26 protein-coding genes and 2 tRNA genes are annotated in these 26,097 nt (G+C 63.5%); 13 read left to right on the forward strand and 15 right to left on the reverse strand.

The genetic code is table 11. The annotated features are described in order from the left end of the window. Nucleotides 1–56 precede the first annotated feature (56 nt). The 5 genes from PATSB16_RS11140 to PATSB16_RS11160 all read left to right on the forward strand — a co-directional run bounded on the left by PATSB16_RS11140 (nt 57) and on the right by PATSB16_RS11160 (nt 3,389). The gene (locus PATSB16_RS11140) at nt 57–239 is read left to right on the forward strand and encodes a hypothetical protein (RefSeq protein ID WP_047214197.1); all 183 of its coding nucleotides are present in this window, start codon (nt 57–59) and stop codon (nt 237–239) included. A gap of 208 nt (nt 240–447) precedes the next feature. Then, a complete protein-coding gene (locus PATSB16_RS11145; protein WP_047214198.1) occupies nt 448–735 on the forward strand; it encodes a hypothetical protein in 288 nt (95 codons plus the stop codon). Between the two features lie 282 nt (nt 736–1,017). Next, nucleotides 1,018–1,395, forward strand: a complete 378-nt coding sequence (locus tag PATSB16_RS11150) for a YgiW/YdeI family stress tolerance OB fold protein (protein ID WP_047214199.1) — start codon at nt 1,018–1,020, stop codon at nt 1,393–1,395. Nucleotides 1,396–1,767: 372 nt separating this feature from the next. Beyond that, complete coding sequence (locus PATSB16_RS11155; protein ID WP_047214201.1) at nt 1,768–2,328, forward strand: NADPH-dependent FMN reductase; 561 nt, start codon at nt 1,768–1,770, stop codon at nt 2,326–2,328. A gap of 65 nt (nt 2,329–2,393) precedes the next feature. Then, entirely contained in the window at nt 2,394–3,389 is a 996-nt protein-coding gene (locus PATSB16_RS11160; RefSeq protein WP_047214202.1) for a serine/threonine protein kinase, read from the forward strand. Between the two features lie 11 nt (nt 3,390–3,400). Here PATSB16_RS11160 and PATSB16_RS11165 read toward each other — a convergent pair whose 3' ends face one another. From PATSB16_RS11165 to PATSB16_RS11185, 5 genes are all read right to left on the reverse strand, one after another. Then, nucleotides 3,401–4,114: an ABC transporter ATP-binding protein gene (locus PATSB16_RS11165; RefSeq protein WP_047214203.1), complete on the reverse strand. Its 714-nt coding sequence runs from the start codon at nt 4,112–4,114 to the stop codon at nt 3,401–3,403. Next, complete coding sequence (locus PATSB16_RS11170) at nt 4,104–4,871, reverse strand: ABC transporter ATP-binding protein (RefSeq protein ID WP_047214204.1); 768 nt, start codon at nt 4,869–4,871, stop codon at nt 4,104–4,106. The genes PATSB16_RS11165 and PATSB16_RS11170 overlap by 11 nt, the downstream gene beginning before the upstream one ends. Next, a complete protein-coding gene (locus PATSB16_RS11175; protein WP_047214205.1) occupies nt 4,861–5,784 on the reverse strand; it encodes a branched-chain amino acid ABC transporter permease in 924 nt (307 codons plus the stop codon). Before PATSB16_RS11175 ends, PATSB16_RS11170 begins: the two co-directional genes overlap by 11 nt. 32 nt (nt 5,785–5,816) lie before the next feature. Next, nucleotides 5,817–6,692, reverse strand: a complete 876-nt coding sequence (locus tag PATSB16_RS11180) for a branched-chain amino acid ABC transporter permease (RefSeq protein ID WP_047214206.1) — start codon at nt 6,690–6,692, stop codon at nt 5,817–5,819. A gap of 65 nt (nt 6,693–6,757) precedes the next feature. Next, entirely contained in the window at nt 6,758–8,062 is a 1,305-nt protein-coding gene (locus PATSB16_RS11185) for an amino acid ABC transporter substrate-binding protein (protein WP_083566760.1), read from the reverse strand. Nucleotides 8,063–8,751: 689 nt separating this feature from the next. Here PATSB16_RS11185 and PATSB16_RS11190 point away from each other — a divergent pair. The 3 genes from PATSB16_RS11190 to PATSB16_RS11200 are packed head-to-tail and all read left to right on the forward strand — an operon-like array spanning nt 8,752 to nt 10,696. Further along, complete coding sequence (locus PATSB16_RS11190; RefSeq protein WP_052892658.1) at nt 8,752–9,063, forward strand: hypothetical protein; 312 nt, start codon at nt 8,752–8,754, stop codon at nt 9,061–9,063. Further along, complete coding sequence (locus PATSB16_RS11195; RefSeq protein ID WP_047214208.1) at nt 9,060–10,334, forward strand: ferredoxin reductase family protein; 1,275 nt, start codon at nt 9,060–9,062, stop codon at nt 10,332–10,334. The genes PATSB16_RS11190 and PATSB16_RS11195 overlap by 4 nt, the downstream gene beginning before the upstream one ends. Continuing rightward, a complete protein-coding gene (locus tag PATSB16_RS11200) occupies nt 10,331–10,696 on the forward strand; it encodes a cytochrome b5 domain-containing protein (protein ID WP_047214209.1) in 366 nt (121 codons plus the stop codon). Before PATSB16_RS11195 ends, PATSB16_RS11200 begins: the two co-directional genes overlap by 4 nt. 40 nt (nt 10,697–10,736) lie before the next feature. Here the strand turns inward: PATSB16_RS11200 and PATSB16_RS11205 are convergent, their stop codons facing one another. After that, nucleotides 10,737–12,050, reverse strand: coding sequence for an MFS transporter (locus PATSB16_RS11205; RefSeq protein ID WP_047214210.1), 1,314 nt, complete (start codon nt 12,048–12,050; stop codon nt 10,737–10,739). 65 nt (nt 12,051–12,115) lie between these two features. Beyond that, a complete protein-coding gene (locus tag PATSB16_RS11210) occupies nt 12,116–13,738 on the reverse strand; it encodes a gamma-glutamyltransferase family protein (RefSeq protein ID WP_156884715.1) in 1,623 nt (540 codons plus the stop codon). A 189-nt stretch (nt 13,739–13,927) separates the two neighbouring features. Here PATSB16_RS11210 and PATSB16_RS11215 point away from each other — a divergent pair, with 189 nt between their 5' ends. Continuing rightward, nucleotides 13,928–14,803 carry a LysR family transcriptional regulator gene (locus PATSB16_RS11215; RefSeq protein ID WP_047214212.1) on the forward strand — a complete coding sequence of 292 codons (876 nt, stop codon included), beginning with the start codon at nt 13,928–13,930 and terminating at the stop codon, nt 14,801–14,803. Nucleotides 14,804–14,816: 13 nt separating this feature from the next. Here the strand turns inward: PATSB16_RS11215 and PATSB16_RS11220 are convergent, their stop codons facing one another. Further along, entirely contained in the window at nt 14,817–15,302 is a 486-nt protein-coding gene (locus PATSB16_RS11220; protein WP_047216488.1) for an adenosine-specific kinase, read from the reverse strand. A 440-nt stretch (nt 15,303–15,742) separates the two neighbouring features. Here PATSB16_RS11220 and PATSB16_RS11230 point away from each other — a divergent pair, with 440 nt between their 5' ends. After that, a complete protein-coding gene (locus PATSB16_RS11230; RefSeq protein WP_206093645.1) occupies nt 15,743–16,504 on the forward strand; it encodes an SDR family NAD(P)-dependent oxidoreductase in 762 nt (253 codons plus the stop codon). Nucleotides 16,505–16,506: 2 nt separating this feature from the next. Then, nucleotides 16,507–18,120 carry an alpha,alpha-trehalase TreF gene (gene treF, locus PATSB16_RS11235; protein ID WP_047216489.1) on the forward strand — a complete coding sequence of 538 codons (1,614 nt, stop codon included), beginning with the start codon at nt 16,507–16,509 and terminating at the stop codon, nt 18,118–18,120. A 116-nt stretch (nt 18,121–18,236) separates the two neighbouring features. On the opposite strand, the gene PATSB16_RS11240 is transcribed toward treF, so the two are convergent. The 5 genes from PATSB16_RS11240 to pcaF all read right to left on the reverse strand — a co-directional run bounded on the left by PATSB16_RS11240 (nt 18,237) and on the right by pcaF (nt 22,141). After that, nucleotides 18,237–18,312 (reverse strand) — tRNA-His (locus tag PATSB16_RS11240). A gap of 116 nt (nt 18,313–18,428) precedes the next feature. Then, on the reverse strand, nt 18,429–19,409 hold the full coding sequence (dusA, locus tag PATSB16_RS11245) for a tRNA dihydrouridine(20/20a) synthase DusA (protein ID WP_156884717.1): 981 nt from the start codon (nt 19,407–19,409) through the stop codon (nt 18,429–18,431). 118 nt (nt 19,410–19,527) lie between these two features. Further along, nucleotides 19,528–20,166: a 3-oxoacid CoA-transferase subunit B gene (locus tag PATSB16_RS11250; protein WP_047214215.1), complete on the reverse strand. Its 639-nt coding sequence runs from the start codon at nt 20,164–20,166 to the stop codon at nt 19,528–19,530. A gap of 28 nt (nt 20,167–20,194) precedes the next feature. Next, nucleotides 20,195–20,878, reverse strand: a complete 684-nt coding sequence (locus PATSB16_RS11255; RefSeq protein WP_047214216.1) for a 3-oxoacid CoA-transferase subunit A — start codon at nt 20,876–20,878, stop codon at nt 20,195–20,197. 60 nt (nt 20,879–20,938) lie between these two features. Next, entirely contained in the window at nt 20,939–22,141 is a 1,203-nt protein-coding gene (gene pcaF / locus PATSB16_RS11260) for a 3-oxoadipyl-CoA thiolase (RefSeq protein WP_047214217.1), read from the reverse strand. Nucleotides 22,142–22,325: 184 nt separating this feature from the next. Between pcaF and PATSB16_RS11265 the strand changes: the two genes are divergently transcribed. After that, nucleotides 22,326–23,108 carry an IclR family transcriptional regulator gene (locus tag PATSB16_RS11265; RefSeq protein ID WP_047214218.1) on the forward strand — a complete coding sequence of 261 codons (783 nt, stop codon included), beginning with the start codon at nt 22,326–22,328 and terminating at the stop codon, nt 23,106–23,108. Between the two features lie 419 nt (nt 23,109–23,527). Here PATSB16_RS11265 and PATSB16_RS11270 read toward each other — a convergent pair whose 3' ends face one another. After that, nucleotides 23,528–25,213, reverse strand: a complete 1,686-nt coding sequence (locus PATSB16_RS11270; protein ID WP_047214219.1) for an AMP-binding protein — start codon at nt 25,211–25,213, stop codon at nt 23,528–23,530. A gap of 170 nt (nt 25,214–25,383) precedes the next feature. Here PATSB16_RS11270 and PATSB16_RS11275 point away from each other — a divergent pair. Then, nucleotides 25,384–25,460 (forward strand) — tRNA-Pro (locus PATSB16_RS11275). Between the two features lie 262 nt (nt 25,461–25,722). Here PATSB16_RS11275 and PATSB16_RS11280 read toward each other — a convergent pair. Then, nucleotides 25,723–26,064, reverse strand: a complete 342-nt coding sequence (locus PATSB16_RS11280; protein WP_047214220.1) for a cupin domain-containing protein — start codon at nt 26,062–26,064, stop codon at nt 25,723–25,725. Between the last annotated feature and the right edge of the window lie 33 nt (nt 26,065–26,097).

Genomic DNA, 26,097 nt, shown 5'->3' on the forward strand with positions numbered 1-26,097 from the left:
CTGTTTTGCCGACCGCGGCCTATACTCGAATCAGGGTTTGATAATGGGAGGCAGCGATGGTCCATCTCAATTGGTACGACCTTACCCTGTTTCTGCCTATGGCCATGGCCGGCGCGATTCTGATCGGCGCTATCCCGGTCGCCACGCGTTTGACCCGCTTCAGTCTGAGGGCGGCCGGCGCCATTGCCGGCGCCCTGATCGCGCTGCTGGTGGTCGAGGCCTTGCCGACGCTGATCTGAGGCTTGTCACGACAACGTCATAGCTCCGTCCTAAATTCTGTCGTGCATGCTGCGAAGATGCAGCATTGCGGCTGTCCCTCTCCTCAGGCCCGCCGGCTCCCTCGCGGGCTTTTTTTACGCCGCCTCGCAAGCGTGTGCCGCGCCGCCGATTTTTTCGCCTACAATCGAAAACTGTATCTCAATCCCGACGACTCACAAGGGAGCCGACATGCCGGATGCGCTCAGCAAATCGTTTGCCGTGGTGGTTCATCATTACCGCTCGCCGCGTGACTATGAAGTCAGCGTCGAGCGCACCGGCGAGATGCTGCTCAAGAACATCGGCCTGTTCACCGATGGTTTTGCCGGCGAAGCGCGCCTGGTGATGGGACTGTTTGCCAGCGAAGCACAGGCATGGGCGCTGGCCAATCAACTCAAGCGATCGCGCACGATGCTCCACGCGCTGTTGCAAACACCCAAACACCCGAAGCGTGCGGAACGGCTGACATCGCCCGACTGAAGCCCGGACCCCGCTCACGCCGGCGGACATCGACGTCGCACACCACAATAAGCGCATTCCTAATTGCGTTTCAGAACCATCTAATCACTCGCCGCACAGCGCCGCCCCATGCGGCTTCCCCTGCGATCGTCGCATCCCGAATCGCCTGTTTCCTCGCGTCACACGGCCCAGACACCGACCGCGCTGCATAAATCGAGGCATCGCCTATGCCAGAATGCTCGCGGTCGCGCCCGGCAGCCGCCGCCGCGACCGTGTGTCGAACTTGCAATATTTGGGAGTCATATGAAAAAAATCATCACGGCAGTTTCATTGGCGCTGCTCAGCGCCGCCGCCATCGCGCAATATACGGGCCCCGGGCCGAAGCCCGGCTATACCGGGCCATCCGGCATGCCCGCCGCCCCCGTCAAGCAACTGCTCGAACATGGCAAGGACGATCAGTACGCCACGCTGCGCGGACGCATCGTGCGCTACCTGGGTGACAAGCACTACCTGTTCGCGGACCAGAGCGGCCAAATGCGGGTGGAAATCGACCCCAAACATTTTCCGCTGCACCAGCCGATCGACGACAAGACAACGGTCGAGATCACCGGCAAACTCGACAAGGAATTACTCGGCAAAGCAGAGCTGGATGTCAAGCAGCTACGGGTTATCCCCAAATAACCGTTGCGCTTCACGCATCTCTTCGACGGCGCAATTCCTGCGCCGTTTTTGCACCTGCATCGCACCGCGTGTGCTGCGCACGCACAAAATTGATGCTTGTCCGGCATGGGTATAACTCGATCAAACCGTCACTTATCCACAAAAACACTGAACAACTTTGTTGATAACTTGCTGATCACCTTTTTCCATATGGCCGGAATCGGGTGTGCTGAAAAATCGGGCTGCGCCCGCCGCTCATTCGTGCCGCCGCATGACCGAGCGTGCGCATATCACGCGCGCATCATGTGCTGTTGACATTGGCCTATGGTAGAGTCGAGCGACTCGCGATATGCGTTATCGCACATGGCTTTCCCCGTCGACATGAGGTCCCCCATGAGCAACCAACCCATCACCGTGCTGGGCATTTCCGGCAGCCTGCGCAAGCAGTCATACAACACTGCGGCACTCGAAGCCGCCATGGAACTCGCTCCGCCCGGCATGACACTGGTCAAGGCCGATATCTCCGATCTGCCGCTCTACAACCAGGACCTGCACACCGACGTCTTTCCGGACGTGGTCGAGCGCTTTCGCCAACAGATCCACGCGGCCGATGCGCTGCTGTTCGTGACGCCCGAATACAACTATTCGATACCCGGCGTGTTGAAGAACGCGATCGACTGGGCCTCGCGCCCGCCGGCGCAGCCGTTTGCCGGCAAGCCCGCGGCCATCATGGGCGTGAGCCCCGGCGCGATCGGCACCGCCCGGGCGCAATACCATTTGCGGCAGGTGGCCGTATTCCTCGACCTGAAATTGGTCAACAAGCCGGAAGTCATGATCGGGGGCGCCAAGGATCGCTTCGACGAAGCCGGCAAGCTTACCCACGAACCTACCCGCGACTTCGTGCGACAGCTGCTTGTCTCGCTCCACGACTGGGCCGTCCTGCTGAAAAAATAAAGCCGCACCCGTCCGCGACTGCAGTAAGTCAAGCAATCCGTCCATGTGCAGGGCACAATAGCGGCATGCACATGGACTCCACCCCACACCCCTTCTCCACCTTGATGCCCGAGCTCGTGCTCGACGCACTCGACAGCCTCGGGCTGCGCAGCGACGGCCGCCTGCTGGCGTTGAACAGCTATGAAAATCGCGTCTATCAGGCCGGCATCGAAGACGCGGCGCCATTGGTCGTCAAGTTCTACCGGCCGCACCGCTGGAGTACCGAGGCGATCCTCGAAGAGCATGCGTTCACGCAGGAACTGGCCGAGCGCGAAATTCCGGTCGTCGCGCCGCTCGTGCTCGACGGCCGCACGCTGCACCGCCACGGTGCCTTCGAGTTTGCGGTCTTTCCCCGCCGCGGCGGGCGAGCCCCGGAACTGCAGGATGCCGACACGCTGGCCTGGCTAGGCCGCTTCATCGGGCGCATTCACGCGGTCGGCCGCACTGCGGCGTATGTCCACCGCGGCGCGCTCGATCAACGCAGCTTTGGCAGCGAGCCGCGCGACTACCTGTGGCAACACGATTTCATTCCGGCAGATCTGCGCGAAGCCTGGCGCAGTGTGGTCGACCTGGCCCTGGAGCGCGTCGAGCACTGCTTCGCGCGCGCCGGCAGCGTATCGACGCTGCGCCTGCACGGCGACTGCCACGCGGGCAACGTGCTATGGACCGACGCCGGCCCGCATTTCGTGGATTTCGACGATAGCCGGATGGGCCCGGCGATACAGGATCTATGGATGCTGCTCTCGGGCGAGCGCGCCGACATGACGCGCCAATTGGCCGACGTGCTCGACGGCTACCAGGACTTCGCCGAGTTCGATGCGCGTGAGCTGCACCTGATCGAAGCCCTGCGTACGCTGCGCCTGATCCACTACAGCGCGTGGATCGCGCGCCGCTGGGACGACCCCGCGTTTCCCGCGGCCTTCCCGTGGTTCAATACGCAACGCTATTGGCAGGATCGCATTCTGGAGCTGCGCGAGCAGATCGCGCTGATGGACGAAGCACCGCTGGCCTGGTTCGGGTAAGCCCCGGCGGCTTACCCGGTGACGCCGAAGTAGGCGCGCCGCAGCGCGTCATCGGCGTGCAGCGCCTCGACCGTACCGCTGAAACCGACCCGCCCGCCGGAGAGCGTCACGACGTGATCGGCCAGCTCGAGAAACTTGATGTTCTGTTCGGCGATCAGCAATGACAGGCCGGTATTGCGGAATCGGCCGAGCACCTGAATCACCTCCTGCACGAACAACGGCGAGAGTCCGGCCGACGGCTCATCCATCACCAGCAGCTTGGGGTCCCCGGCAAGCGCCTTGGCGATGCCGACCATCTTGCGCTGCCCGCCCGACAGACTGCTGGCCAGCGCCTTGCGGCGCGTGGCGATGGCAGGAAAAACCTCATACAGCTCGTCCATGCGTTCGCGCAGCCGCTCGGCCGGCGTGAACTGCCCGCCGATGCGAATGTTTTCGTCGATCGAAAGTCCCGGAAAGCAGCCGATCTCCGACATATAGGAAATGCCGGCACGCACCCGCTTGTCGGTGCGCGCATGCGTGAGGTCGGCTCCCTCGAAAACGATCTCTCCCTGCCACGGCTTGATCAGGCCCATGATGGTCTTGATCAGGGTAGTCTTGCCCGCACCGTTGGCGCCCAACAGCACCACTGTCTGGGCTCGCTGGACCTGCAGGTCCGCGCCCCACAGCACCTGCACGCGGCCGTAGCCGGTCTGCAGGTTCTTCGCACTGAAAATTTCACTCGCCATGAGAGGTACCCAGAAATACTTCGACTACCTGAGGATCCTGCACTGCAGCGGCCAGCTTGCCCTCGAAGATCTCCTTGCCTGCATTGAGCACGATCACGCGGTCGGTAACCGCTTCGAGAAACCCCATCAAGTGCTCGACCACCACCACCGCCACGCCGGAACGGGCGATCGTGCGCAAATGCTCTGCCACGTGCCCCATCTCGCCCGGGTTCAACCCGGCGGCCAGTTCATCGACGCACAGCAGCTTGGGTTTGGTCGCCAGCGCGCGCGCCAGATCGAGCATCTTCTGCTGAATGCTGTTGAGTTCGTCGGCACGGCGCCTGGCCTGATCCGTCAGATCGAGCATCTCGAGAATGCCCGCCACATCGGCATCGCTGGCGCCGCGCGCGCCATAGGTCGCGGCGATCTCGACGTTCTGCGCCACCGTCAGGCTCAGGAACGGCTTGGGAATCTGGAAGGTTCGATTGATGCCCGCATGCACCAGCTTGTGCGACGGCAAGCCGCCGATCTCACGCCCTTCGAACTCGATGGCGCCGCCGCTCGGGGCGTAGATACCGGTAATCACATTGATGCAGGTGGTCTTGCCCGAGCCGTTCGGGCCGACCAGTCCAACCACTTCGCCCGCATGCACGTTCAAACTCACCTGATCGAGCGCGACGAATCCGCCGAAGCGCTTGACCAGTTGCTTGACCGCCAAAAGCGGCGCGCCCTTGGCCGAGCCGGCCGAGGCCGGCCTGTCGAGTACTTCAGGGGACATCGACACCTCGCCGCTGTAAAAGGGATGTCAGACCGTTGGGCAGGAACAGCACCAACAGCATGATCAGCGCCCCGTAGATCAATTGAAAATATTGAGGAGTGGAAATGCCGATTGCGTTGTACAGCCCATAGAGCAGCAACACGCCAAGCACCGGGCCGGTCACCGTCGCGACGCCGCCGAACAGGGCGAACACCAGCGCGAACACACTGAACTCGGCGCTGAACACCGTCTCCGGATAAAACACCGACACAAACCAGGCAAAATCGCTGCCGATCAGCCCGGCGATCAACGCCGAGAGCAGCCACGCGACAGTGCGTCCGCGCACCACCGCCACGCCGGCCATCGATGCGCTGATCGGATCATCCTTGATCGCCTGCAACGACAGGCCGAAGCGCGAGTTGCGCAAATAAATCACCAGCAGCAGGGTCGCGGCCAGGATCAGCACACCAACGTGATAGCTCAATTGCGGATCGAATACACCGGACAGGCTCACGCCGTAAGGCCCCTTGGTCAGCGACTCCAGGCTCGGATTGGAAATCACCTGATAGGCGGCCAGCGCCGCGGCCAGATTGGCAATCGCGAAATAAGCGCCGGACAGCCGCAGCAGCGGCGTGAGCACCACTCCCAGCAGCACCGCGGCCGCCGCGCCGAACAGCATGCCCACCAGCGGCGGTGCGTGCAGGTGCATGACCGCCAGCGCAAAACCATACGCGCCCGCGCCGAAAAACCCGACGAAGCCGAACGGCAGGTATCCGGTGAACCCGTAAATCACGTTGACGCCTTGCGCCAACACCAGGTAGACCAGAAAGTTGAACAGCAGCAACTGATTGGAATAAACGTGCGGCAGCACCAGTGCGGCGCCCACTACGGGCACCAGCACCAGCATGATATGGCGCAGGAACTTAGCACTCATGAGTGTGACCGTCGATAAGAAGGAAATGAGCGCTAGGCACTGCGCACCTTTTTGCCCAACAGACCGCTGGGCCGGATCAGCAGGATCAGGATCAGCAGCACATAAGGCAGCAGGCCGGCCCATGAGCTGAAGTAGGTCTGCATCAGCATCTCGGAGACGCCATAAATCAGGCCGCCCAGCACCGTACCCATCGGGCTGCCCAGCGAGCCGATCACGATCACCGCGAACGACTGGATATTGATGTCGACGCCCATGGCCGGGCCGAAGCTGCCCAGCATGAACGGTGCGAACACCCCGCCGACGGCCGCCAGGGCCAGCCCCACGCCGAACGCAATGGCCGAAACGCGGTTCACGTCGATACCGGTGGCCAGCGCTTCGTCGCGATGCACCATCACCGCGCGCGTCAAACGTCCCAGACGCGTGCGATAGAGATACAGATACAGGCACCCCACCGCCACCGCGCTGACCGCGCCGCTGACGATCCACGCCGACGGCAGGCTCTGGCCGAGCACATGCATCGGTGCGGTGCCCAGCACCCGTCCGGGGATCGAGCGATCGCTCGGCCCGAAACTGATCGTGGTGATCGCCTCGATGACCTGGCTGAAGCCAAAGAACAGGATGATCGACAGCATCTCCGGATCCTTGGCCTTGAGCAGCCGCGGCACCAGCAGGTAATACAGCGGGATGCCCAGCGCGATGAAGCCAACCGTCACGATCAGCACCGTCGCAATCGGATGAATGTGAAGCAGGCTGTACAGCCAGAACGCGGAGAATGCCCCCAGCATCAGGAAGTCGCCGTGGGCCAGGTTGACGATGCGCATCACCCCGAAAACGAGGTTCAGCCCCAGCCCCACCAGACAGAAATACAGGCCAAAAACCAGGCCGGCGGTAATCGAATAAGTCAGCATCCGGCTACCTCCGGCCTACCCGTGAAAGACATTCGCGGCACGGTCATCAAGGGTACTGCTCCAGTTTATTGCTGCGGTGCCGGGTAGATCGGTTTGCCGGTGGCCACTTCAGGCGGATACACCACCGTGAATTTCACACCGCCCTTGCCGTCGGGAATGACCTGGCCCAGCGGCGTGATTTCACCGATCTGCGCGCCGGCCTCATCGATCTGGAAGGTACCGTCCAGCGTCTTGAGCTTGCCGGAGAAATCGCCAATGGTCTTGCGCAGCGCCAGCTGGTCCATGCTAGGCGTTTTCGCCAAGGCGTTCTCGAGCACCAGGCCGGTGGTATAGCCGGCCACCGCGTTAAAGCCGAAGGTGATCTTGCCGCCGGCGTTCTTCTTTTCCCACGCGGCACGGTAGTCGTCCAGCCCCATGCCGAATTCCGGCTTGTAGTGCAGTACCGACGACGTCACGTAGGTATAGGTGTACTGCATCGCCTTGGCGCCAGCCGTCTCGAGCAGGTGCGACGTTTCCAGGCCGGAGTAGATATTGAAGACGAAGTTGAACTTCACCCCTGAATCCTGCAGATTGCGCAGGAAGGCGATGTCGTTGTTCGGATAGCCCAACTCGACCACGGCGTCCGGATTGGTCGCCTTGATATTGTTGATCAGCACCGTGTAATTGGTGGTACTGGTCGGCACGCCCTGGTCATAGACGATCTTGACCTGGGAGCCGGCCGCCTTGATGAAATTGCGCACGGCGGTCGCCTGGGTGCCGGTGAAATCGTTGGTCGCATACAGCAGCGCCACGCGCTTGACGCCCATCTTCGCGCCATCCTTGGTCAGGAAGTCGGCGACATACTTCGGCCAGATGCTCGACACCGGATCGGCCGTCAGCACGATGTAGGGATTGTCCTTGGTGAAAAACGAGGCGCCGGTGCCGGTCTGGTCGATCAGCAGCATCTTGTGTTCGCGTGCGATCGGCACCGCCACGGAAGTCAACACCGAGCCGGAATCGGCCACCAGCAGGTCGACCTTGTCCTGCGTGATCAGCTGATTGTAGAGCGTGGCGGCAGTGGCCGTGTTGCTCTGATCGTCATACGCGACCAGCTTGATGGGAATCTTTTTGTTGTAGGGCTTGACGAACACGCCGCCCTCGGCGTTCTTTTGTTCGACCCAGAATTTGAGACCGGAGTAAACCGGCATCGAGATCGCCGCAAAAGCCCCCGACGAAGCATAGAGCGTCCCGATTTTTATTTCAGACGGTGCAGCCGGCGCGGCATGCGCACTGACCGTTAGGACTGCTGCTGCGACAAAACCCGTAACCATTTTAGTCAGCATTGTGTCTCTCCTTATTACCCTTTTGAGGTTATTACAAAACTTTGCCATGCCCGTGCGTCATTGCATACCCGTGTTGCCCCTAATTTCCTTCCTGCCAATACTGTCTTCCGTCAAGCCGCCAGGCAGGCGCGCTGTGCTTAGGGCTACTGCGTGAGCGCCGGACAGGAATCGGCCGGCGACCGCAGTCGCCGATTCCGCTTGGGTCGCATGGAGGATCGGGAATGTCGCGCGCATGCCGGCAGCACGGGCCACCTGAGCGAAATATCGCGCTTTGGACTGATTTTACGCATCGCGAAGTTATGGCTATTGCGACAAACACGCCCCAATGTGACTCAACGGGCCGCCACCTTCTCGCGGCATCCCCCATTCTTCGCTTTGCGAAAAAACGGAAGCCACCGGACCGGAGCAAGGCCCCGGCCAGCGCAGTACCCACCCGCCAAATGGAATGTCTCCTTTGTGACTGCTATCGATTTTTCTTTTGCGCCATACGGCCCGGTTTGACTGCGCTAGCGTGAACCTGGCCCCCGGGGGTTGTCAAGTCATAAGTGGCACCGAGTTGCCGGCTTGACCCGAGCCATTGGCAGCACCGCCGACGTGCCGGACAACCACGTCGCTCATCGCCGCAGGCAACGCTCGATTGCACCACGTCAACGCAGCCTTGATCTGCATCAGCCCGGCTGGCGCAGCGCACAAGTAGACTGGCTTTGAGAAAATCCGGTCGCCTCCGCTGCATGCTCATGAATACCTTGATGCCGAGATTCGCGGCGCTTTTGCTGTGCTTCGCTCTGCTGGCCGAATGCGCCCCCGGCGTCGCCGGCCCATGGCGGGCGACATCGCGCAACAGCTACGGCTGGCAACTGATGACGCCGGATGAGCGTATCGAACATCAACGCCACCTGCGCGGCCTTCGCACCTATGACGAATGCAAGGCCTACCAGCGGGCACATCACGCGCTGATTGCCGAACGCGCGCGCCAGGCAGGCGTGGTGCTCACACCCAAGGCGGTATCGGTCTGCGATCGCCTGCGAGCCCGGGGGAGCCTGCGATGAACGCCGGGCGCCGCTACCTCGGAACCAGCGGCTTGGCGGCCCCGGCATTGTTGCTCGCGCTGAGTCTGGGCGCAGTGTGGCTGAACTTTCCCGGCGGCTTGCGGTTCTGGCGCGCCTCGGCGATCGTCCTCGCCTGGGCCGGCACCGGCGCACTAGTGGGCAGCCTTACCCTGATGGTACGAGAACCGCACTGGGCTGCCCTGATGGGCGGCTTGGATGCCATGTACCGCTGGCATCACCGCGGCGGCGTCATCGGGTACGTGCTGCTGCTGTGCCATCCCCTGGCCTTGGGCATGGCGGGAGTGCGGGAGTCTCCTCGCACGGCTTGGCTGGCCATCTCGCCGTGGCACCTGAGCTGGCCCGAGTGGCTCGGCTGGCTTGGCGTCCTTTGCCTCATGGCCGGCCTGACGAGCACTTTCAGCCAACGCACCAGCTACCGGCGCTGGCAAGCATTTCACTATCTCACCGCGCTGGGTGTGGCGAGCGGACTGGCGCATGTCTTCGTATTGCTCGGCGACGCTAGAAACTTTCTCGGCTTCATCGCCGTTGCCGCCGTCGCCCTCGCCTGGCGCCTGCTGGCAGTGGACCGCGGCCTCACCGCTCATCCGTTCCGGGTCACTCAGGTCGCACGGAAGGCCGCCAACATGATCGAGGCCTCGCTGGCGCCATGCGCCGGCGCCGTCCCGGCGTCCCCTGGACAGTTCCTGCTGGTGGCCTTTGGCGATGGCCCCGGCTATCGCGGCTGCGAGGAGTTTCACCCTTTCACGGTTAGCGCGATTGGCGCGCAAGGGGACCTCTCGGTAGCCATCAAGGCAATGGGTCCGTGCACCCGCCGGATTCAGTCCCTGCGCCCCGGTGTGCTGGTACGCGTGCAAGGTCCGTTTGGGCATTTTCTGGCGAGCGCCCCAAACGCGCCCCAGTTGTGGATCGCCGGAGGCATCGGCATTACCCCATTCATCGCGGCGATCCGGGCCGGCGGCATATCGCAACAGACGACCCTGATCTACCTGTACCGGGAAGAGCGCGACGCGGCATTTCTGGACGAGTTGAAGGCCCGAGCTGGCGTCGACGCCAATTTCGAACTGATCGCCGAGGCCGTCGGCAAGCGGCTTCCCGATGTGCCCCGATTACTTTCCCGGGTCACCCGCTTGCGGCAACGGCAGGTGCAAATCTGCGGCCCCGCCGGCTTGGTGAAGGCGCTCAGGAGCGGCTTGCGCGAACTCGGCGTTCTCGAGCGTTCGATTCATTATGAGAGTTTCGACTTCCGATGATGCGCAGACTATTCATTGTTTCCACGACGCTCTTCTGGCTTGCCATCGGCGCCTTCTGGGCCGCCGCCACGTGGCTGCCCGAAGCCCTGGACGCGCAACCGCAAGGCCCGCAGTCGCATGTCTACACACTGGCTCAGGTCGCCGCCCACGCGACGCGCGAAGATTGTTGGATGGCGATCCGCGGGCAGGTTTATGACCTCAGCGCGTATTTGCCGCAGCACCCGGCCGATCCAACTGTGATCGCGTCGTGGTGCGGCAAGGATGCCACGCACGCCTACGACACCAAGACCCGGGGCCGCCCCCACTCGCCCTACGCCGACCAGTTGCTGGCCAAATACCGGATCGGCGTACTCGGCAAGTGAAATGGATCCGGTTCAGCCAGCAGGCCCGCCGCGCGCGCCCCTATACCGCTAACGCGCTGGCCGGCGCGCGCCGGCGCATGGCCAGCCCGACAACCGCCAGTGAGATGCTGCTGATCACGGCTGCGGCCAGCACGTAATAGCTGGGAGCGAGCTTGTCGCCGGTCACGCCGATGAACCACGTGACGATGAACGGCGCAAAACCGCCGAACACCGTCACGCCCAGGCTGTAGGCCAGCGATAGTCCAGTCGAACGGGCACGCGTAGGGAAAATCTCCGACATCAGCGCGGGCATCGGCCCCGAATAACTGGCTTTGAAAATTCCCGACAACGCCATCAGCGCCATCAGCCAGCCAATGGTTGGATGATCGCGCAGCCAGTGGAACATCGGATAAATGGTCACCGCCATCAAAATCGACGTGGTGAGCATGATGCGAATCCGGCCGATGCGATCGGATAGCGCTCCCATCAGCGGCGAGAGCAGGAATTGCAGCCCGCCATTGAGCACCACCACGCCGAACGACTTGGCAGTCGACAGCCCCAGTTCCTTGACGGCGTAGGTAGGCATATAGAGCTGCAGCACGTAGACCATCACGGTCGATTGAGCGACGATGCCCACCGCCACCAGCAAATTCGCCAACTGGCTGTCGAATACCGGCGCGCGAGCAGGCGCCAACTGCTTCTTTTGCAGCAGGAACTCCGGTGTTTCATCAAGGTGACGGCGAATGTAGTAACCAACCGGCCCCACCAGCAATCCCAGTGCGAACGGCAAGCGCCATCCCCACGCGGCGATCTGATCGTGGCTCAGCCATGCGTTGAGCAGCGCACCAATGGCCGAGGCACTGATCGCCGCCAGACCCTGGCTGGCAAATTGCCAACTGGCGAAATAGCCGCGTCTATTCGGACTATGCTCGACCATGAAAGCGGTCGCGCTGCCGAATTCGCCGCCAACCGCGAAGCCCTGCACGAGACGTGCGAGCAGCACCAGAATCGGTGCCGCCAGACCGATGCTGCTGTAGGTGGGCATCACCGCGATCATGAGCGTTGCCAGCACCATCAAAAGAATCGATACCGTCAGTGAGGCCCTGCGCCCCCGGCGATCGGCGTACAAGCCCAGCACGATGGCGCCGAACGGACGGGTCAGAAACGACACGCCGAACGAGCCGACAGCCAGCAGCAGCGAAATCCATTGATCGTGCACGGGGAAGAATAGCTTGGCAATCACCGGCGCGAAAAAGCCGTAGACCAGAAAGTCATACCACTCGAGCGCATTGCCGATCGACGAGGAGAAAACAATGCGACGCACCGCCGATTTGCTCGGCGGCGCGAATCCCGGCCCCGTGATACCACTGCTCATATTGAAGTCTCCTCCGTTATTGATTTATCGGTTTCTTGCCGTTCAGCGTGGCCATGCAAGCCGGCCTAGAAACCCGCCGCGTGCCCGTCGCGCCGGCTGTCGCTGGCGGCCACGTAACCCTGGTCCGGGTCATCCGACAAACGCCAGATGAACTGGCCGGAGCCGAAATCCATATACGGGTCGTCGATCGATTTGATCTGGTGCCCGCGCGCCTGCAGCGCGGCGGCCGTGCCGGCGTCGAGCGTGGCTTCGACATCGAGCGTGAAATCGCGGTTGACCTTCCAGCGCGGCGCGTCGCACGCAGCCTGCGGCTGCTGCTGATAATCGAGCATGCGCACCAGCGTTTGCAGATGCCCCTGCGGCTGCATGTCGCCGCCCATCACGCCGAAGCTCATCACCGGCGCGCCGTCGCGCGTGAGGAAGGCCGGGATGATGGTATGGAACGGCCGCTTGCCGGGCGCCACCACGTTGGGCGAGGCCGGGTCCATCGAAAAGCCGTAACCGCGGTTCTGCAGGCTGATGCCGGTGCCCGGCACCACCACGCCCGAGCCGAACCCCATGTAGTTCGACTGAATGAACGAAATCATCATGCCGCTCTCGTCGGCCGCGCTCAGATAAACCGTGCCGCCCGCGCGCGGCATGCCGAAATCGAAATGTTTCGCGCGCCCCATGTCGATGAGCTTGGCGCGTTCGGCCAGATAGGCGTCGCTCAGCATCTCCTGCGGCGTGACCTCCATCGAACGCGGATCGGAAACGTAGCGATAGATGTCGGCAAAGGCCAGTTTCATCGCCTCGATCTGCAAATGCTGCGAATCGACCGAATCGACCGGCAAGCCCGCCAGATCGAAGCGATCGAGAATGCCCAGCGCAATCAGCGCGGCAATGCCCTGTCCGTTGGGTGGAATTTCGTGGACGTCATAACCGCGATAGCGCTTGGCGATCGGCTTGACCCACTCCGGCCGATAGTCGCGCAAATCGGCCAGCGTCATCGCGCCGCCCGTCGCGGCGCTGTAGGCGGCAATCCGCTCGGCCAGCTCGCCCTCGTAGAAGGCCCGCCCGCCAGTCGCGCCGATTTGCCGCAGCGAGCGCGCGGCATCGGCCAGCACGAATTTCTCGCCTATCTCCGGCGCACGTCCGTGCGGCATGAATGCCTGCGCGAAGCCCGGCTGGTCGCGCAGATCCGGGATCGCCGCCGCCCATTTGTGCGCGACGATCGGCGAGACCGCGTAGCCGCGTTCGGCGATTTCGGCAGCGGGCTCCAGCACCTCGGCAAATGGCAGCTTGCCGAACCGCTCGTGCAGCGCCGCCCAGGCGGAAACTGCACCAGGCACGGTCACTGCGTCCCAGCCGCGCACCGGCCGCTTGGCCTGGCCGTTACCCTCTTCGCCGTACTTGCGGCGATAGTAATCGGGACTCCATGCCGCCGGCGCCACGCCCGATGCGTTAAGGCCGTGCAGCTCGCCTCCGTCCCACAGAATCGCGAACGCGTCGCTGCCCAATCCGCACGATACCGGCTCGACCACCGTCAGCGCGGCGGCTGCGGCAATCGCCGCGTCGACCGCGTTGCCCCCGCGCAGCAGCATGCGCACGCCGGCCTGCGAGGCCAGCGGCTGGGAAGTCGAGACCGCATTGCGGGCGAACAGAGGGATGCGGACCGTCGGGTAAGGGTTATTCCAATTGAATGACATGATGTGAGCTCGGCAGACGAAACCGGTGAAAAATCCGCGGCGCCCCGCCAGTGCGCACCAGTCGAGCGCGCCGGCGAAGCCCCGGACCCAGGGTGATTCCTATTATCTGCACCCGCCATTCACAAATAAAGCTAAAATTTCTTGCTTCTTATATAAGAAAATCTTGGATTAGATCCGTTCAGGCCTACCATGAGCAGCATTCGCTTTTTGCGCACCTTCATCGCCGTCGCGCGCTATGGCTCGTTTGCCGCGGCGGCCGAGCGCGTGGCGCTCACGCAAGCTGCTGTGAGCATGCAAATGCAGGCGCTGGAGGCCGAGCTCAAGCATCCTTTATTCGATCGCAGCGGGCGCATGGCCAGCCTGAACAGCACCGGCCGCGCGATCCTGCCGCGCGCCGAGCAGTTGGTCGCGCTGTACGACGACATGCGCGCCATCGGCGCGGACGCCAACGATGTGATCGGGTCGGTCGCCATCGGCGCGGTGGTCTCGGTCATGGGAGCGCTGGCCTCGATGGTGGCGCAGCTCAAGGTCACGCATCCGCGCCTGGAAGTGCGGCTGATCACCGCGCGCTCGCTCGATCTGGCGGCTCAGCTCGAGGCCGGGGAAATCGACGCCGCGCTGGTAGTGGAGGGATCGGGCAAGCTGCCCGCCGGCCTGGCCTGGACACCGCTCTACTCGGAGCCCCTGGTGCTGGTGGCCAGCAAGAAAACCGGCCGCGCGCCGGCCGCCCAATTGCTGCGCACCCAGCCGTTCCTGCGCTTCGACCGCTCGCAACGCACCGGCGCGTTAATCGAGCGCACCCTGCGCAAACACCGCTGGGCGGTCAACGATTTCCTCGAGCTCAGCGCCCTCGAGGCGATCGTCGAGCTGGCCCGGCAGAACGTCGGCGTGGCCGTCGTACCCCTGTTGCGAAACAACTCCTGGCGGGGCGACCCCACGCTGCGAGTGCTGCCATTGCCGCCGTCGACCCCGCGTCGCGTGGTCGGCATGCTCGAGCGGCGCGAGCACGATCGGCACGCGATCACTGCCGCGATTCGCCAGCGCATCCTCGATGGAATCGCGTAGACGCCTGCCGCACTCAGAGCTTATAGCCGATCTGGCGCAGCAGATTCTTGCGCCACTCGATCTCCGCGTCGTCCTCGACGCCTTTGGGCGATTGGCCGTCGACCACGCCCAGCACGGCGCGGCCCTGCTCGGTCTGCGCCACGATCACCTGGGTCGGATTGGCGGTGGCGCAAAAGATCCGGCAGACTTCGGGCACCATTTTCAGCGCGTTGAGCACATTGAGCGGATAAAACCCCTGCGCCAGAAAAACAAAGAAACTATGGCCCGCGCCAAGTGCAACCGCATTGCGCCGCGCCAGTTCGAGCATGTCGGTGTCGGTGCCCGACCATCTGACCAGACATTTCCCCGAAGCCTCGCAGAACGCGAGCCCGAACTTGATGCCGGGCACCGCGGCAACCAGCGTCTCGTGAATATCTTCCACCGACTTGATGAAATGCGTCTGGCCGAGAATGAAGTTGATCGTCTCGGGCTTGTCGATTGCAACCATCGTCAATTCCATGATTCGCACCTCCTGCGCCACCTGGCCGAGCGGCAGTCGCAAATGCGCCGCCCGATGCTCACAATGCGCCGTCGGCGCCGGGAATGCAAGGCCGCAAGAGCAGTGCAGATAGCGCCGCGATCCCGGTCTCGAGCGGGCAGGTCGGGACCCCATCTGACAAACTCGCCCACTCGACGTATACTAAAAAGCGTATGACCGTGTCACCCGGCGCATCGATCCAGACAGCATCGATGCCGCGCTCGGGAGCGCGAAGCCTGCCAGGCTTCATCCTTCGTACCGTTGAATACCTCTTCTGATCGACGCTCGCGGCAATGAGTGAATCACTGCCCGGGCTGGCGTATCGACCTGTTTTCGCTCCCGTTTGCCGACACGGCAATGCCTCGCGCCCAGCGCGACGGCCTCTTCTGCAACCACTCTGTCACAAGGAGATTGGCATGCGCATGAACGACACAGTAGCTCTCGTCACCGGCAGCGCCCAGGGCATCGGACGCGCCATTGCGGTACGGCTCGCCCAGGAAGGTGCAAAAATCGTCGTCGAGGATCGTCAGGATGCCGATGCGGCCGAACAAACCCTGGCCCAGGTACGCGCCGCCGGCAGCGATGGCTGCGTCATCGCCGGCAACGTCGGCAGCGTGCATGACGCGCGCGGCGTGGTCGATGCTGCCGTGGCCAAACTGGGCCGCATCGACGTGTTGGTCAACAATGCCGGGGTCGAGCGCAATGCGCCGTTTCTCGAGGTCAGCGAAGCGGATTACGACCTGGTGCTCGACGTCAATCTCAAGGGAGCCTTCTTCATGACCCAAGCGGTCGTGCGTCACTTGCGCGACAGCCACCGCGGCGGGCGTATCGTCAATATCAGCTCGGTTCACGAAGAACTGCCGTTTCCGCACTTCACCAGCTATTGCGCGAGCAAGGGCGGCATGAAAATGATGGTGCGCAATCTGGCGATCGAACTCGCGCCGCTGGGCATCACGGTCAACAACGTCGCGCCGGGCGCCGTGGGCACGGCCATCAACAACAAGCTGCTGCACGATCCGGCCGAACTCAGCGCGCTGCTGGCCAACATTCCGCTCAAGCGGCTCGGCAAGGTCGAGGACGTCGCCAACGCGGTGCTGTTTCTCGCCTCGGACGAAGCCAGCTATGTCACCGGCACCACCGTCTATGTCGACGGCGGCCTGCTGTGGAACTACAGCGAGCAATGATCATGACGCAAACCAGCGATCAAGTATTGGCGCGCGGCGGGCAGGCAGCCGGCGTCGAACACGTGGCGGCTGCCGACGTGCTGAGCCCGGCGGACCGCTACCAGGAGTTGTTTCGCGCCGTGCAAAGCGCGCGCATATTCGACGATAGCAAGACCTTCGTCGATACCGTGCCGCGCCGCGACCCGGCCGACATCCTGCGCCGCTACCGGGAACTGTGCCACGAACCGGGTTTCGATCTGGCGCAATTCGTTCACGCGCACTTTCAGCACGAACCCATTCCCGATAATCACTACGATTCCAATCCCGATCAGTCGCTACGCGCGCATATCGATGGCCTGTGGAACGTGCTCACGCGACATCCCAAGACCCATCCGGCGCGCAGTTCGCTGCTGCCGTTGCCGTTCGACTACGTGGTGCCGGGCGGCCGCTTCAGTGAAATGTATTACTGGGATTCATACTTCACGATGCAGGGTTTGGCGCAGAGCGGCCGGCCGCATTTGCTGCGCACCATGGCCGACAACTTCGCGTTCCTGATCGATACCTACGGACACATTCCCAACGGCAATCGCAGCTACTATCTGAGCCGCTCGCAGCCGCCGGTATTCGCGCTGATGGTCGAACTGTTCGAGACCCACGGCGTGCGACGCGCGGTGCATTACCTGCCTCAACTCAAGCGCGAGCATGCATTCTGGATGGCAGGCGCCGAAGCGCTCAAACCCGGGCAGGCCTGCCGTCACCTCGTGTGCCTGCCCGACGGCGCCATGCTCAACCGCTACTGGGACGAGCGCGATACGCCGCGCGAGGAAGGCTACCGGGAGGATGTCGACACCGCCGCCCGCTCGCGCCGTCCACCCGGCGAGGTCTACCGCGACCTGCGCGCGGGCGCCGCGTCGGGTTGGGACTTCAGCTCGCGTTGGCTGAGCGATCCAAACGACCTGTCGACCATTCGCACCACCGCGATTCTGCCGATCGATCTCAACAGCTTCCTCTACAAACTCGAGCGCCAGATCGAGCGCCTGAGCCAGGCCAGCGGCGACAGCGCGGGCGCCGCCGCCTTCCACGCGCACGCCAATGCCCGGCGCGCGGCGGCCAACCGGTATCTATGGTCCGAGGCCGACGGCGCCTATGTCGATTACGACTGGCAACTCGAGCACCAGCGGCGCGAGCTCTCGGCGGCAACCGCTACCCCGCTTTACGTGGGCATGGCCAGTCAGGAGCAGGCGCAGCGCGTGCGTCACACGATCGCGTCGCGCCTTTTGGTGCCGGGTGGTCTGATGACCACCGAGCAGCCCAGCAACCAGCAATGGGACCGCGCCAATGGCTGGGCGCCGCTGCAATGGATTGCCATCGCCGGGTTGCGCCGCTATGGTCTGCGAACGCTCAGCGAGGACATCGCGCACCGCTGGCTGGAAACCGTCAGCCGGCTCTACGAACGCGAGAGCAAACTGGTGGAGAAGTACGCGCTACGCAGCGCCGGGCACGCCGAAGCCGGCGGCAGCGGCGGCGAATACCCGCTGCAGGACGGATTCGGTTGGACCAATGGCGTCACCCGCAACCTGCTCGACGCGCATCCGACGCATCGTGCTCACCATGCTCGCGCCGGACGCCGGCGCTAACGGGTCATACATCACGGCTTGAAGCCAGCGCGCGCAGGCGAAGCGGCCTTAAGTCAGCCGGTCAGGCGTCGAATTTTTCGAAAATGGAATTTTGGCCAGGCAGGCCAGGAAAACAGTGGGGTGACCGATGGGATTCGAACCCACGACAACCGGAATCACAATCCGGGACTCTACCAACTGAGCTACGGCCACCGTTGACCTTGGCAAGGGAGCCCCTGCCGTCAAGAGGTGAGATTATACAAAGGTCTCCGCCGTTTTGCCAAGCCCTATCAACGTGCCGGGATCACAATTGTTGGCAATGGTCGTACTCAGGCCTCGGCGGCCTGCAGGAACGTGCGTGCATGTGCGAATGCGTGCACGCCGTCGCTGGCCAGGCGCTTGGATTCGGACAGCGTGCGGCGCCAGCCGCGGGCGCCGGACACGCCGCGATACAGCCCCAGCGCATGGCGTGTAATGGCACCCAGATAGGTACCCCGCGCCACCTGCCGCGCCGCATATTCGATCAGCCCCGCTTCCACCGCCTCGCGGCTGACGACCGGGGCGGTCGCGCCATAGAAGCGCGTATCGACGCCGGCCAGCAGATAGGGCTGATGATAAGCCTCGCGCCCGATCATCACGCCGTCGACGTGCTCGAGATGCACGGCAGCCGCATCGAGCGTGTCGATGCCGCCGTTGATGATGATTTCCAGATCAGGAAAATCCCGCTTCAGGCGATATACGTAATCATATTTGAGCGGCGGGATTTCGCGATTTTCCTTCGGGCTCAACCCCTTGAGGATCGCATTGCGCGCATGCACGATAAACGTTTCGCAGCCCGCCTCGGCCACCTGCCCGACAAAATCGCGCACGAAATCGTAGGCCTCGACGCTATCGATGCCGATACGATGCTTGACCGTCACCGGCACGCTTACCGCATCGCGCATGGCTTTGACGCAATCGGCCACCAGCGCCGGCTCGGCCATCAGGCAGGCGCCGAACGCGCCGCGCTGCACCCGCTCGGACGGACAGCCGCAATTCAGGTTGATCTCGTCATAGCCCCACTGGGCACCGAGCCGCGCGGCCTGCGCAAGATCGGCCGGCTCGCTGCCGCCCAGCTGCAGGGCGACCGGATGCTCGGCGGCGTCGAAATCCAGGTGGCGCGGCACATCGCCGTGCAGCAGCGCGCCGGTCGTCACCATTTCGGTGTACAACCAGGTGTGCTGCGACAACAGGCGATGGAAGTAGCGGCAATGACGGTCAGTCCAGTCCATCATCGGCGCCACGGAAATTCTGCGACCCGGGTATTTCAATGCGTGCCTCGTTTTGCTCACCGGCCGTGCGGCGGCTGCGCCGGCGCAAGCCCCGCCTCCCGGCTGAAGGTCGCGATTTTACCACCGGCGCCCTCGGCGCGCAGGGTGCCGGGCGCCGTCAGCCAAACCGCAGCGGCAAGCCGACCCGCGCCTCCAGTTCGGCCGCGGCAAGGCCGCTGAAATTGTCGATCACGTGCACCCCGTCGGGTTTCAGATCGAATACCGCCAGATCGGTGTACACGCGCGAGACGCAGCCAATGCCGGTCAGCGGATAGGTACACTGTTCGACCAGCTTGCTGCGACCCTCCCTGGTCAACAGATCCATCATCACGAAGACGTGCTTGGCGCCGATGGCCAGATCCATCGCCCCGCCCACCGCCGGAATCGCGTCCGGCGCCCCGGTGTGCCAATTGGCCAGGTCGCCGCGACGCGACACCTGGAACGCGCCCAACACACAGATATCGAGGTGCCCGCCGCGCATCATCGCAAACGAATCGGCGTGGTGGAAATAGGCGCCGCCCGGCAGCAGCGTCACCGGCTGCTTGCCGGCATTGATGAGATCGCCATCCTCCTCGCCCGGGGCGGGCGCCGGCCCCATGCCGAGCACGCCGTTCTCGCTGTGCAACAGGATTTCGCGGTCTTTGGGCAAATGGTTTGCCACCAGTGTCGGCAAACCGATACCGAGATTGACGTAAGCCCCCTCCGGAATGTCCTGGGCGACACGGGCGGCAATCTGATCACGACTGAGCTTGTTCATCGGAATTCCTTGTTCGGTCTGGCCGATGCTAGGCCGCCAGCGCGACGGGGGCAGCGACCCGCACCACGCGCTGCACGAAAATGCCCGGCGTGACGATCGCCTCCGGATCGAGCTCGCCCAGCGCGACCACCTCGCGCACCGACGCGATGGTGGTCCTGGCGGCGGTGGCCATGATCGGACCGAAGTTGCGCGCGGTCTTGCGATACACCAGGTTGCCCCAGCGGTCGGCGCGCTCGGCTTTGATCAGCGCGAAATCGGCGTGGATCGGATACTCCAGTATGTAATCGCGTCCGTCGATATGACGGGTTTCCTTGCCTTCGGCCAGCTCGGTGCCAAAACCGGTCGGCGTGAAGAAGGCGCCGATGCCGGCGCCGGCCGCACGAATGCGCTCGGCCAAATTGCCTTGCGGCACCAGCTCCAGCTCGATGTCGCCGGCGCGGAACAGCGCGTCGAACACTTGCGAATCGGTCTGGCGAGGAAACGAGCAAATAATCTTGCGCACGCGGCGCGCCTGCAGCAGCGCGGCCAACCCGGTGGTACCGTTGCCGGCGTTGTTATTGACGATGGTGAGATCCCTGGCGCCTTGCGCCAGCAGCGCGTCGATCAGCTCGACCGGTTGCCCGGCCGTGCCGAAGCCGCCGATCATGACCGTCGCGCCATCGTGCACCCCCGCCAGCGCCTCGGCGAGGTCTTCAACTATCTTGGAAATCATGCCGTCATCCGCCTCACGAAGAGAGAGCCGCCGCGCTCATCGCGCGGCGGGTCGTGCAACTCAAACGCGTTCGATCACCATCGCAATGCCCTGCCCCACACCGATGCACATCGTGCACAGCGCCAGGCGGCCGCCGGTGCGGTGCAATTGGTACAGAGCGGTGGTCACCAGCCGCGCGCCGCTCATGCCCAGCGGGTGGCCCAGCGCGATCGCCCCACCGTTCGGGTTCACGCGAGGGTCGTCGTCGGGCAGCCCGAGCGCGCGCAGCACCGCCAGTCCCTGGGCCGCAAACGCCTCATTCAATTCGATCACATCGATCTGCTCGAGGCTCAGCCCCAGCCGCTGCAGCAGCTTTTGCGACGCGGGGGCCGGGCCCATGCCCATGATGCGCGGCGCCACGCCGGCGGTGGCCACGCCCAGCACGCGCGCCTTCGGGCTCAGGCCCAGGCGCGCGGCGGTGGCCTCGTTGGCCAGCAGCAGCGCTGCGGCACCGTCGTTCACGCCCGAGGCGTTGCCGGCGGTCACCGTGCCGGCGGGCGAGACCACGCCGCGCAGCTTGGCCAGCGCCTCGAGAGTGGTCGCGCGCGGGTGCTCGTCGCGCGAGACCAGCAGCGGCTCGCCCTTTTTCTGGGCAATGCTCACCGGCGTGATTTCCTCGTCCAGCACGCCGTTGGCCTGCGCCTTGGCAGCCTTTTCCTGGCTGCGCAGCGCGAACAGGTCCTGATCGGCACGGCTGATATTGAATTCGGTGGCCACGTTCTCGGCGGTCTCGGGCATCGAGTCCACCCCATACTGCGCCTTCATCCGCGGATTGACGAAACGCCAGCCAATGGTGGTATCGAAAATTTCCGCCTGACGGGCAAACGGCGTGGCCGACTTGCCCAGCACGAAAGGCGCCCGGCTCATGCTCTCGACGCCGCCGGCGAGCATCAGCCCCGCCTCGCCGGATTTGATCGCCCGCGCGGCGACGCCCAGCGCATCCATGCCCGAGCCGCACAGCCGGTTGATGGTGGCGCCCGGCACACTCTCGGGCAAGCCGGCCAGTAGCGCAGACATGCGCGCAACATTACGGTTATCTTCCCCGGCCTGGTTGGCGCAGCCGTAAATCACATCGTCGATCGCGCTCCAGTCGAGCCCCGGGTGACGCTCCATCAAAGCCTTGAGGGGCACCGCGCCCAGGTCGTCGGCGCGCACCGAAGACAGGCTGCCGCCGTAACGGCCGATAGGGGTCCGAATGGCATCACAAATGAAAGCGTCGATCATTGCGTCTCCTGACTCGAAAGGATTTTTACAAAGGGATGGTATTCGCCCGAGCAATATGTTCTAATTGCGAACATAAGTTCTATTAGCGAATATTCGCAAAGCAGCGCCAACTTGTCAAGTTGAATGGCATGGGGCGATATGCGACGATTCGCGCTTATTTGCTTCTTGCCGGAAACCCACACCCATGACCGAAGGCAACCGCCCTGCACCGAGCGACAGTTACGTCCAGTCGTTTGCGCGCGGGCTTTCCGTGATTCAGGCGTTCGGCGCCGAGCGCCCGCAAATGACGCTCTCCGAAGTCGCCGCGCACACTGGCCTGACGCGCGCCGGCGCGCGCCGCATCCTGCTCACGCTCGAGCAGCTCGGCTATGTGCGCAGCGAGGAGCGCAGGTTCTTTCTCACGCCGAAAATCCTCGATCTTGGCTACGCGTATCTTTCCGGTACCCCGCTGTGGGATCTGGCAACACCTTTCATGGAAGAAGTGGCCAACACGACGCACGAGTCGTGCTCGATCTCGGTACTCGACGGGCTGGAAATCGTCTACATCCTGCGCATCGCCACGCACAAGATCATGACCGTCAACCTGTCGGTCGGCAGCCGCCTGCCGGCATGGGTCACGTCGATGGGACGAGTGATGCTGGGCGGCCTCGCGCCCGCCGCGCGCGACGACATCCTTGCGCGCAGCACGATCGTCGCGCATACGCCTCACACGCTGACCGATCCGGCCGAAATCCGCCAGGCGATCGCGACCGCGCAGGCCCAGGGCTATGCGTTCGTGGCCGAAGAACTGGAAGCCGGGCTGCAATCGATCGCCGTGCCGATTTTCGATCGCAACCGGCGCATCATCGCCGCCATGAACGTCAGCGGGCACGCCAGCCGCAACAGCCGCGAGCAAATGCTCAATGAATTCCTGCCGTGCCTGAAGCAGGCGGCCGAGCGCCTGAGCGCGACGCTGCAGCGCCGCTAGGCGGCGGGGCGACTTGCCCCGGTGCCGGCGCGGGACGGGAGACCGAGAATCCGGTGTTGGCAGTAGCGCACGAAATAGCGGCGGGCGTCGATCTCCTGGCAGCGCCGACGTCCGGCCACGATAACCGCTGAGCGCGGTGCGGGGGTACCCATTCGGCATACCAATGCGCCGGACCGAATGATGCAGGCCGGATAAACCGCCGAATCGAATTTTCGAGCGCTCACCTTCTTCTCCTGTCTCCCATCCTATCCAGAGCAAGTCACGTGCCCGGCAGGGCAACTCATTGATTTATCGAGCGTTCGAAAAAACCTGGCGGCGTGCGGGCGGCGCGGGCGGCGCAAACTGTTTCACGCCTGATACACGCCGCCGGCGCAAGCGGGCAACACAACGCCGAGTGTGCCGCCCGTGCGGCCCACGAATTACTTCAGCTCGGGGAAATCCTCTTCCCAGAACTCTTGCGGCCGGCGACCGGCATCGCCCCGGTTTTCCTCGGCGCGGCGCAGCTCCACGCGGCGGATCTTGCCGGAGATGGTCTTGGGCAGTTCGCAGAATTCCAGCCGGCGAACGCGCTTGTAGGGAGCCAGTTGAGCGCGCGCGAATTTGAGGATATCGAGCGCCAGTTCGCGGCTCGGCGTAAAGCCCGCGCGCAGCGCGACATACGCCTTCGGCACCGACAGGCGCAGCGGATCGGGGCTGGGCACCACGCCGGTCTCGGCAACCGCAGGATGCTTGATCAGTTCGCTCTCCAACTCGAACGGGCTGATGCGGTAATCCGACGCCTTGAACACATCGTCCGCGCGGCCCACGTAGGTGAAGTAACCGCTGTCGTCGCACATCGCCACGTCGCCCGTGTGATAGTGTCCGTCGCGCATCACCTCGCGATTCTTGCCCTCGTCGCCCTCGTAGCCAAGCATCAGTCCGGTCGGACGCTGCGCCAGCGACAGCGCGATCTCCCCCTCCTGCACCGGGTGGCCGTCGTGATCGAGCAGCGCCACACGGTAACCCGGCATCGGCCGCCCCATCGACCCCGGCTTGATCGGCTGCCCCGGCGAATTGCCGATCTGGCAGCACGTTTCGGTCTGCCCATAGCCGTCGCGAATCGTAATGTTCCAGGCCCGCCGCACCTGATCGATCACCTCCGGGTTGAGCGGCTCGCCGGCGCCGACCAGCTCGCGCAGCTTGACCGGATAGCTCGCCAGATCCTCCTGAATCAGCATGCGCCACACGGTGGGCGGCGCGCACAGCGTGGTCACCTCGCAGCGGCAAATCGTGTCGAGCACCGCCTTCGCATTGAAGCGCGCAAAGTTGTAAATAAAGATCGTCGCCCCGGCGATCCATGGCGCGAAGAAACAGCTCCAGGCGTGCTTGGCCCAGCCTGGCGAGCTGATATTCCAATGCACGTCGCCCGGCTGCAGGCCGATAAAGTACATCGTCGTCAAATGCCCGACCGGATAGCTCTGGTGGCTATGCAATACCAGCTTCGGCTTGGACGTCGTGCCCGAGGTGAAATACAGCAGCAGCGGATCGTCTGCCATCGTCTTGCCGCTCGGCTCGAACGCCTCGCCCGCCTCATACGCATCGGCAAAGCGCAGCCAGCCGGGCGCCTCGCCGCCCACGCACAGCCGCGTCAGGCCCGACGGCAATTGCGCGAACTTGGCCGTCTCCGCGACGGTCGTCACGATATGCTTGACCTGCCCGCGCGTGAGGCGGTCGGCCAGATCCTCGGGTGTGAGCAGCGTCGTGGCCGGAATCATCACCGCGCCCAGCTTGATGCAGGCGAGCATCAAATCCCACAGCTCGACCTGGTTAGGAATCATGATCAACACCCGGTCGCCGCGCGCCACGCCCTGCTGGCGCAGGAAATTCGCCACGCGATTCGAGCGCGCCGACATCTCGGCATAGGTAAGCTTGCGCTCGCTACCGTCCTCCTCCACCACCCATAGCGCCAGCGTATCGTTGCCGCGCGCCTGCACATCGAAAAAGTCCAACGCCCAGTTGAATTCCTTCAACACCGGCCAGCGAAAATCCCGATACGCCACCTCATACTGCTCGCGATGCGCCTGCAGAAAATCCCTGGCCTGCAAAAAGGTCTGCGTCAATGCCACGTTCGTCTCCCGTTCGCTTATTCCGACTTGGTCGCTACATTATGCGGAGCCCCCCGTCCGGCCGTCATCCGGGATAACCAGCACCGCCGGGCGTCGGCCGGCATGCTCGAATAAATTATTGGCAAGACCCGTGTCTCTTGCGCAGAAGCTCTGCTATAATCTTGCGTTCTCGGGGCGTAGCGCAGCCTGGTAGCGTACCTGCATGGGGTGCAGGTGGTCGGAGGTTCAAATCCTCTCGCCCCGACCAAGAAAATCAAAGGGTTACAGATTCATGTCTGTAACCCTTTGTTCATTTCCGTGTGGCGCTGCGTTTGCCCCACACAAGCTTCACCGAAGCATTGCATCGGCGAGATTCAGGTGCGAGCGGGAAGGCTCGAAACCGAGCTCGCTCTCTCTGAGAGCACGGCGATGACAACCGATTGCCAATCCTGCCGGCCGCCCGCGCAATGCATCGCGCCGATCACTCCGGCGGTGAATAAGTGGCGACACAACCGCCCCGGACAAGTCTGTCATGCCGTCACAACAAACCAGAATTCCGCATCTGTGCCGTCATAGCTGACCGTGCTGCCGCGTCGCAGCTCGACGACGTCGCCAGCAAACGCCGTCAGGCACGACCCATCGTCGAGCGTCAGACGCAACTCACCGGAGCGAACCAGGATGATTTCGTCATAGTCCAACCTCTTCGCGGGCGCCCGCAACTCATGACATCGTCCGATACCTGCCAATAGCGGAGCGCCGTCGCCAGCCGGAATTGCCCAGGCGATTTCGGCCTTGCCGCTTTGGCTACCCTCACGTGCCACGAAGCTGAGGCTATCACCGCTGACTACACGAGCTTTGACGATCGTCTGCATAAATTTCCTATGATTGATGAGTGAAACGCGACG

This window comes from Pandoraea thiooxydans (genome assembly GCF_001931675.1).
Classification (GTDB): domain Bacteria; phylum Pseudomonadota; class Gammaproteobacteria; order Burkholderiales; family Burkholderiaceae; genus Pandoraea; species Pandoraea thiooxydans.

Coding starts and splice junctions, on each gene's coding strand:
- PATSB16_RS11190 (WP_052892658.1), top strand. CDS start 8,752: ATGAATACCTTGATGCCGAGATTCGCGGCGCTTTTGCTGTGCTTCGCT.
- PATSB16_RS11160 (WP_047214202.1), top strand. CDS start 2,394: ATGCACATGGACTCCACCCCACACCCCTTCTCCACCTTGATGCCCGAG.
- PATSB16_RS11255 (WP_047214216.1), bottom strand. CDS start 20,878: ATGATTTCCAAGATAGTTGAAGACCTCGCCGAGGCGCTGGCGGGGGTG.
- PATSB16_RS11195 (WP_047214208.1), top strand. CDS start 9,060: ATGAACGCCGGGCGCCGCTACCTCGGAACCAGCGGCTTGGCGGCCCCG.
- PATSB16_RS11215 (WP_047214212.1), top strand. CDS start 13,928: ATGAGCAGCATTCGCTTTTTGCGCACCTTCATCGCCGTCGCGCGCTAT.
- PATSB16_RS11185 (WP_083566760.1), bottom strand. CDS start 8,062: ATGGCAAAGTTTTGTAATAACCTCAAAAGGGTAATAAGGAGAGACACA.
- PATSB16_RS11210 (WP_156884715.1), bottom strand. CDS start 13,738: ATGTCATTCAATTGGAATAACCCTTACCCGACGGTCCGCATCCCTCTG.
- PATSB16_RS11145 (WP_047214198.1), top strand. CDS start 448: ATGCCGGATGCGCTCAGCAAATCGTTTGCCGTGGTGGTTCATCATTAC.
- PATSB16_RS11265 (WP_047214218.1), top strand. CDS start 22,326: ATGACCGAAGGCAACCGCCCTGCACCGAGCGACAGTTACGTCCAGTCG.
- PATSB16_RS11155 (WP_047214201.1), top strand. CDS start 1,768: ATGAGCAACCAACCCATCACCGTGCTGGGCATTTCCGGCAGCCTGCGC.
- PATSB16_RS11175 (WP_047214205.1), bottom strand. CDS start 5,784: ATGAGTGCTAAGTTCCTGCGCCATATCATGCTGGTGCTGGTGCCCGTA.
- PATSB16_RS11205 (WP_047214210.1), bottom strand. CDS start 12,050: ATGAGCAGTGGTATCACGGGGCCGGGATTCGCGCCGCCGAGCAAATCG.
- PATSB16_RS11230 (WP_206093645.1), top strand. CDS start 15,743: ATGAACGACACAGTAGCTCTCGTCACCGGCAGCGCCCAGGGCATCGGA.
- PATSB16_RS11140 (WP_047214197.1), top strand. CDS start 57: ATGGTCCATCTCAATTGGTACGACCTTACCCTGTTTCTGCCTATGGCC.
- treF (WP_047216489.1), top strand. CDS start 16,507: ATGACGCAAACCAGCGATCAAGTATTGGCGCGCGGCGGGCAGGCAGCC.
- PATSB16_RS11250 (WP_047214215.1), bottom strand. CDS start 20,166: ATGAACAAGCTCAGTCGTGATCAGATTGCCGCCCGTGTCGCCCAGGAC.
- PATSB16_RS11170 (WP_047214204.1), bottom strand. CDS start 4,871: ATGTCCCCTGAAGTACTCGACAGGCCGGCCTCGGCCGGCTCGGCCAAG.
- PATSB16_RS11220 (WP_047216488.1), bottom strand. CDS start 15,302: ATGGAATTGACGATGGTTGCAATCGACAAGCCCGAGACGATCAACTTC.
- PATSB16_RS11180 (WP_047214206.1), bottom strand. CDS start 6,692: ATGCTGACTTATTCGATTACCGCCGGCCTGGTTTTTGGCCTGTATTTC.
- PATSB16_RS11165 (WP_047214203.1), bottom strand. CDS start 4,114: ATGGCGAGTGAAATTTTCAGTGCGAAGAACCTGCAGACCGGCTACGGC.
- pcaF (WP_047214217.1), bottom strand. CDS start 22,141: ATGATCGACGCTTTCATTTGTGATGCCATTCGGACCCCTATCGGCCGT.
- PATSB16_RS11280 (WP_047214220.1), bottom strand. CDS start 26,064: ATGCAGACGATCGTCAAAGCTCGTGTAGTCAGCGGTGATAGCCTCAGC.
- PATSB16_RS11150 (WP_047214199.1), top strand. CDS start 1,018: ATGAAAAAAATCATCACGGCAGTTTCATTGGCGCTGCTCAGCGCCGCC.
- PATSB16_RS11200 (WP_047214209.1), top strand. CDS start 10,331: ATGATGCGCAGACTATTCATTGTTTCCACGACGCTCTTCTGGCTTGCC.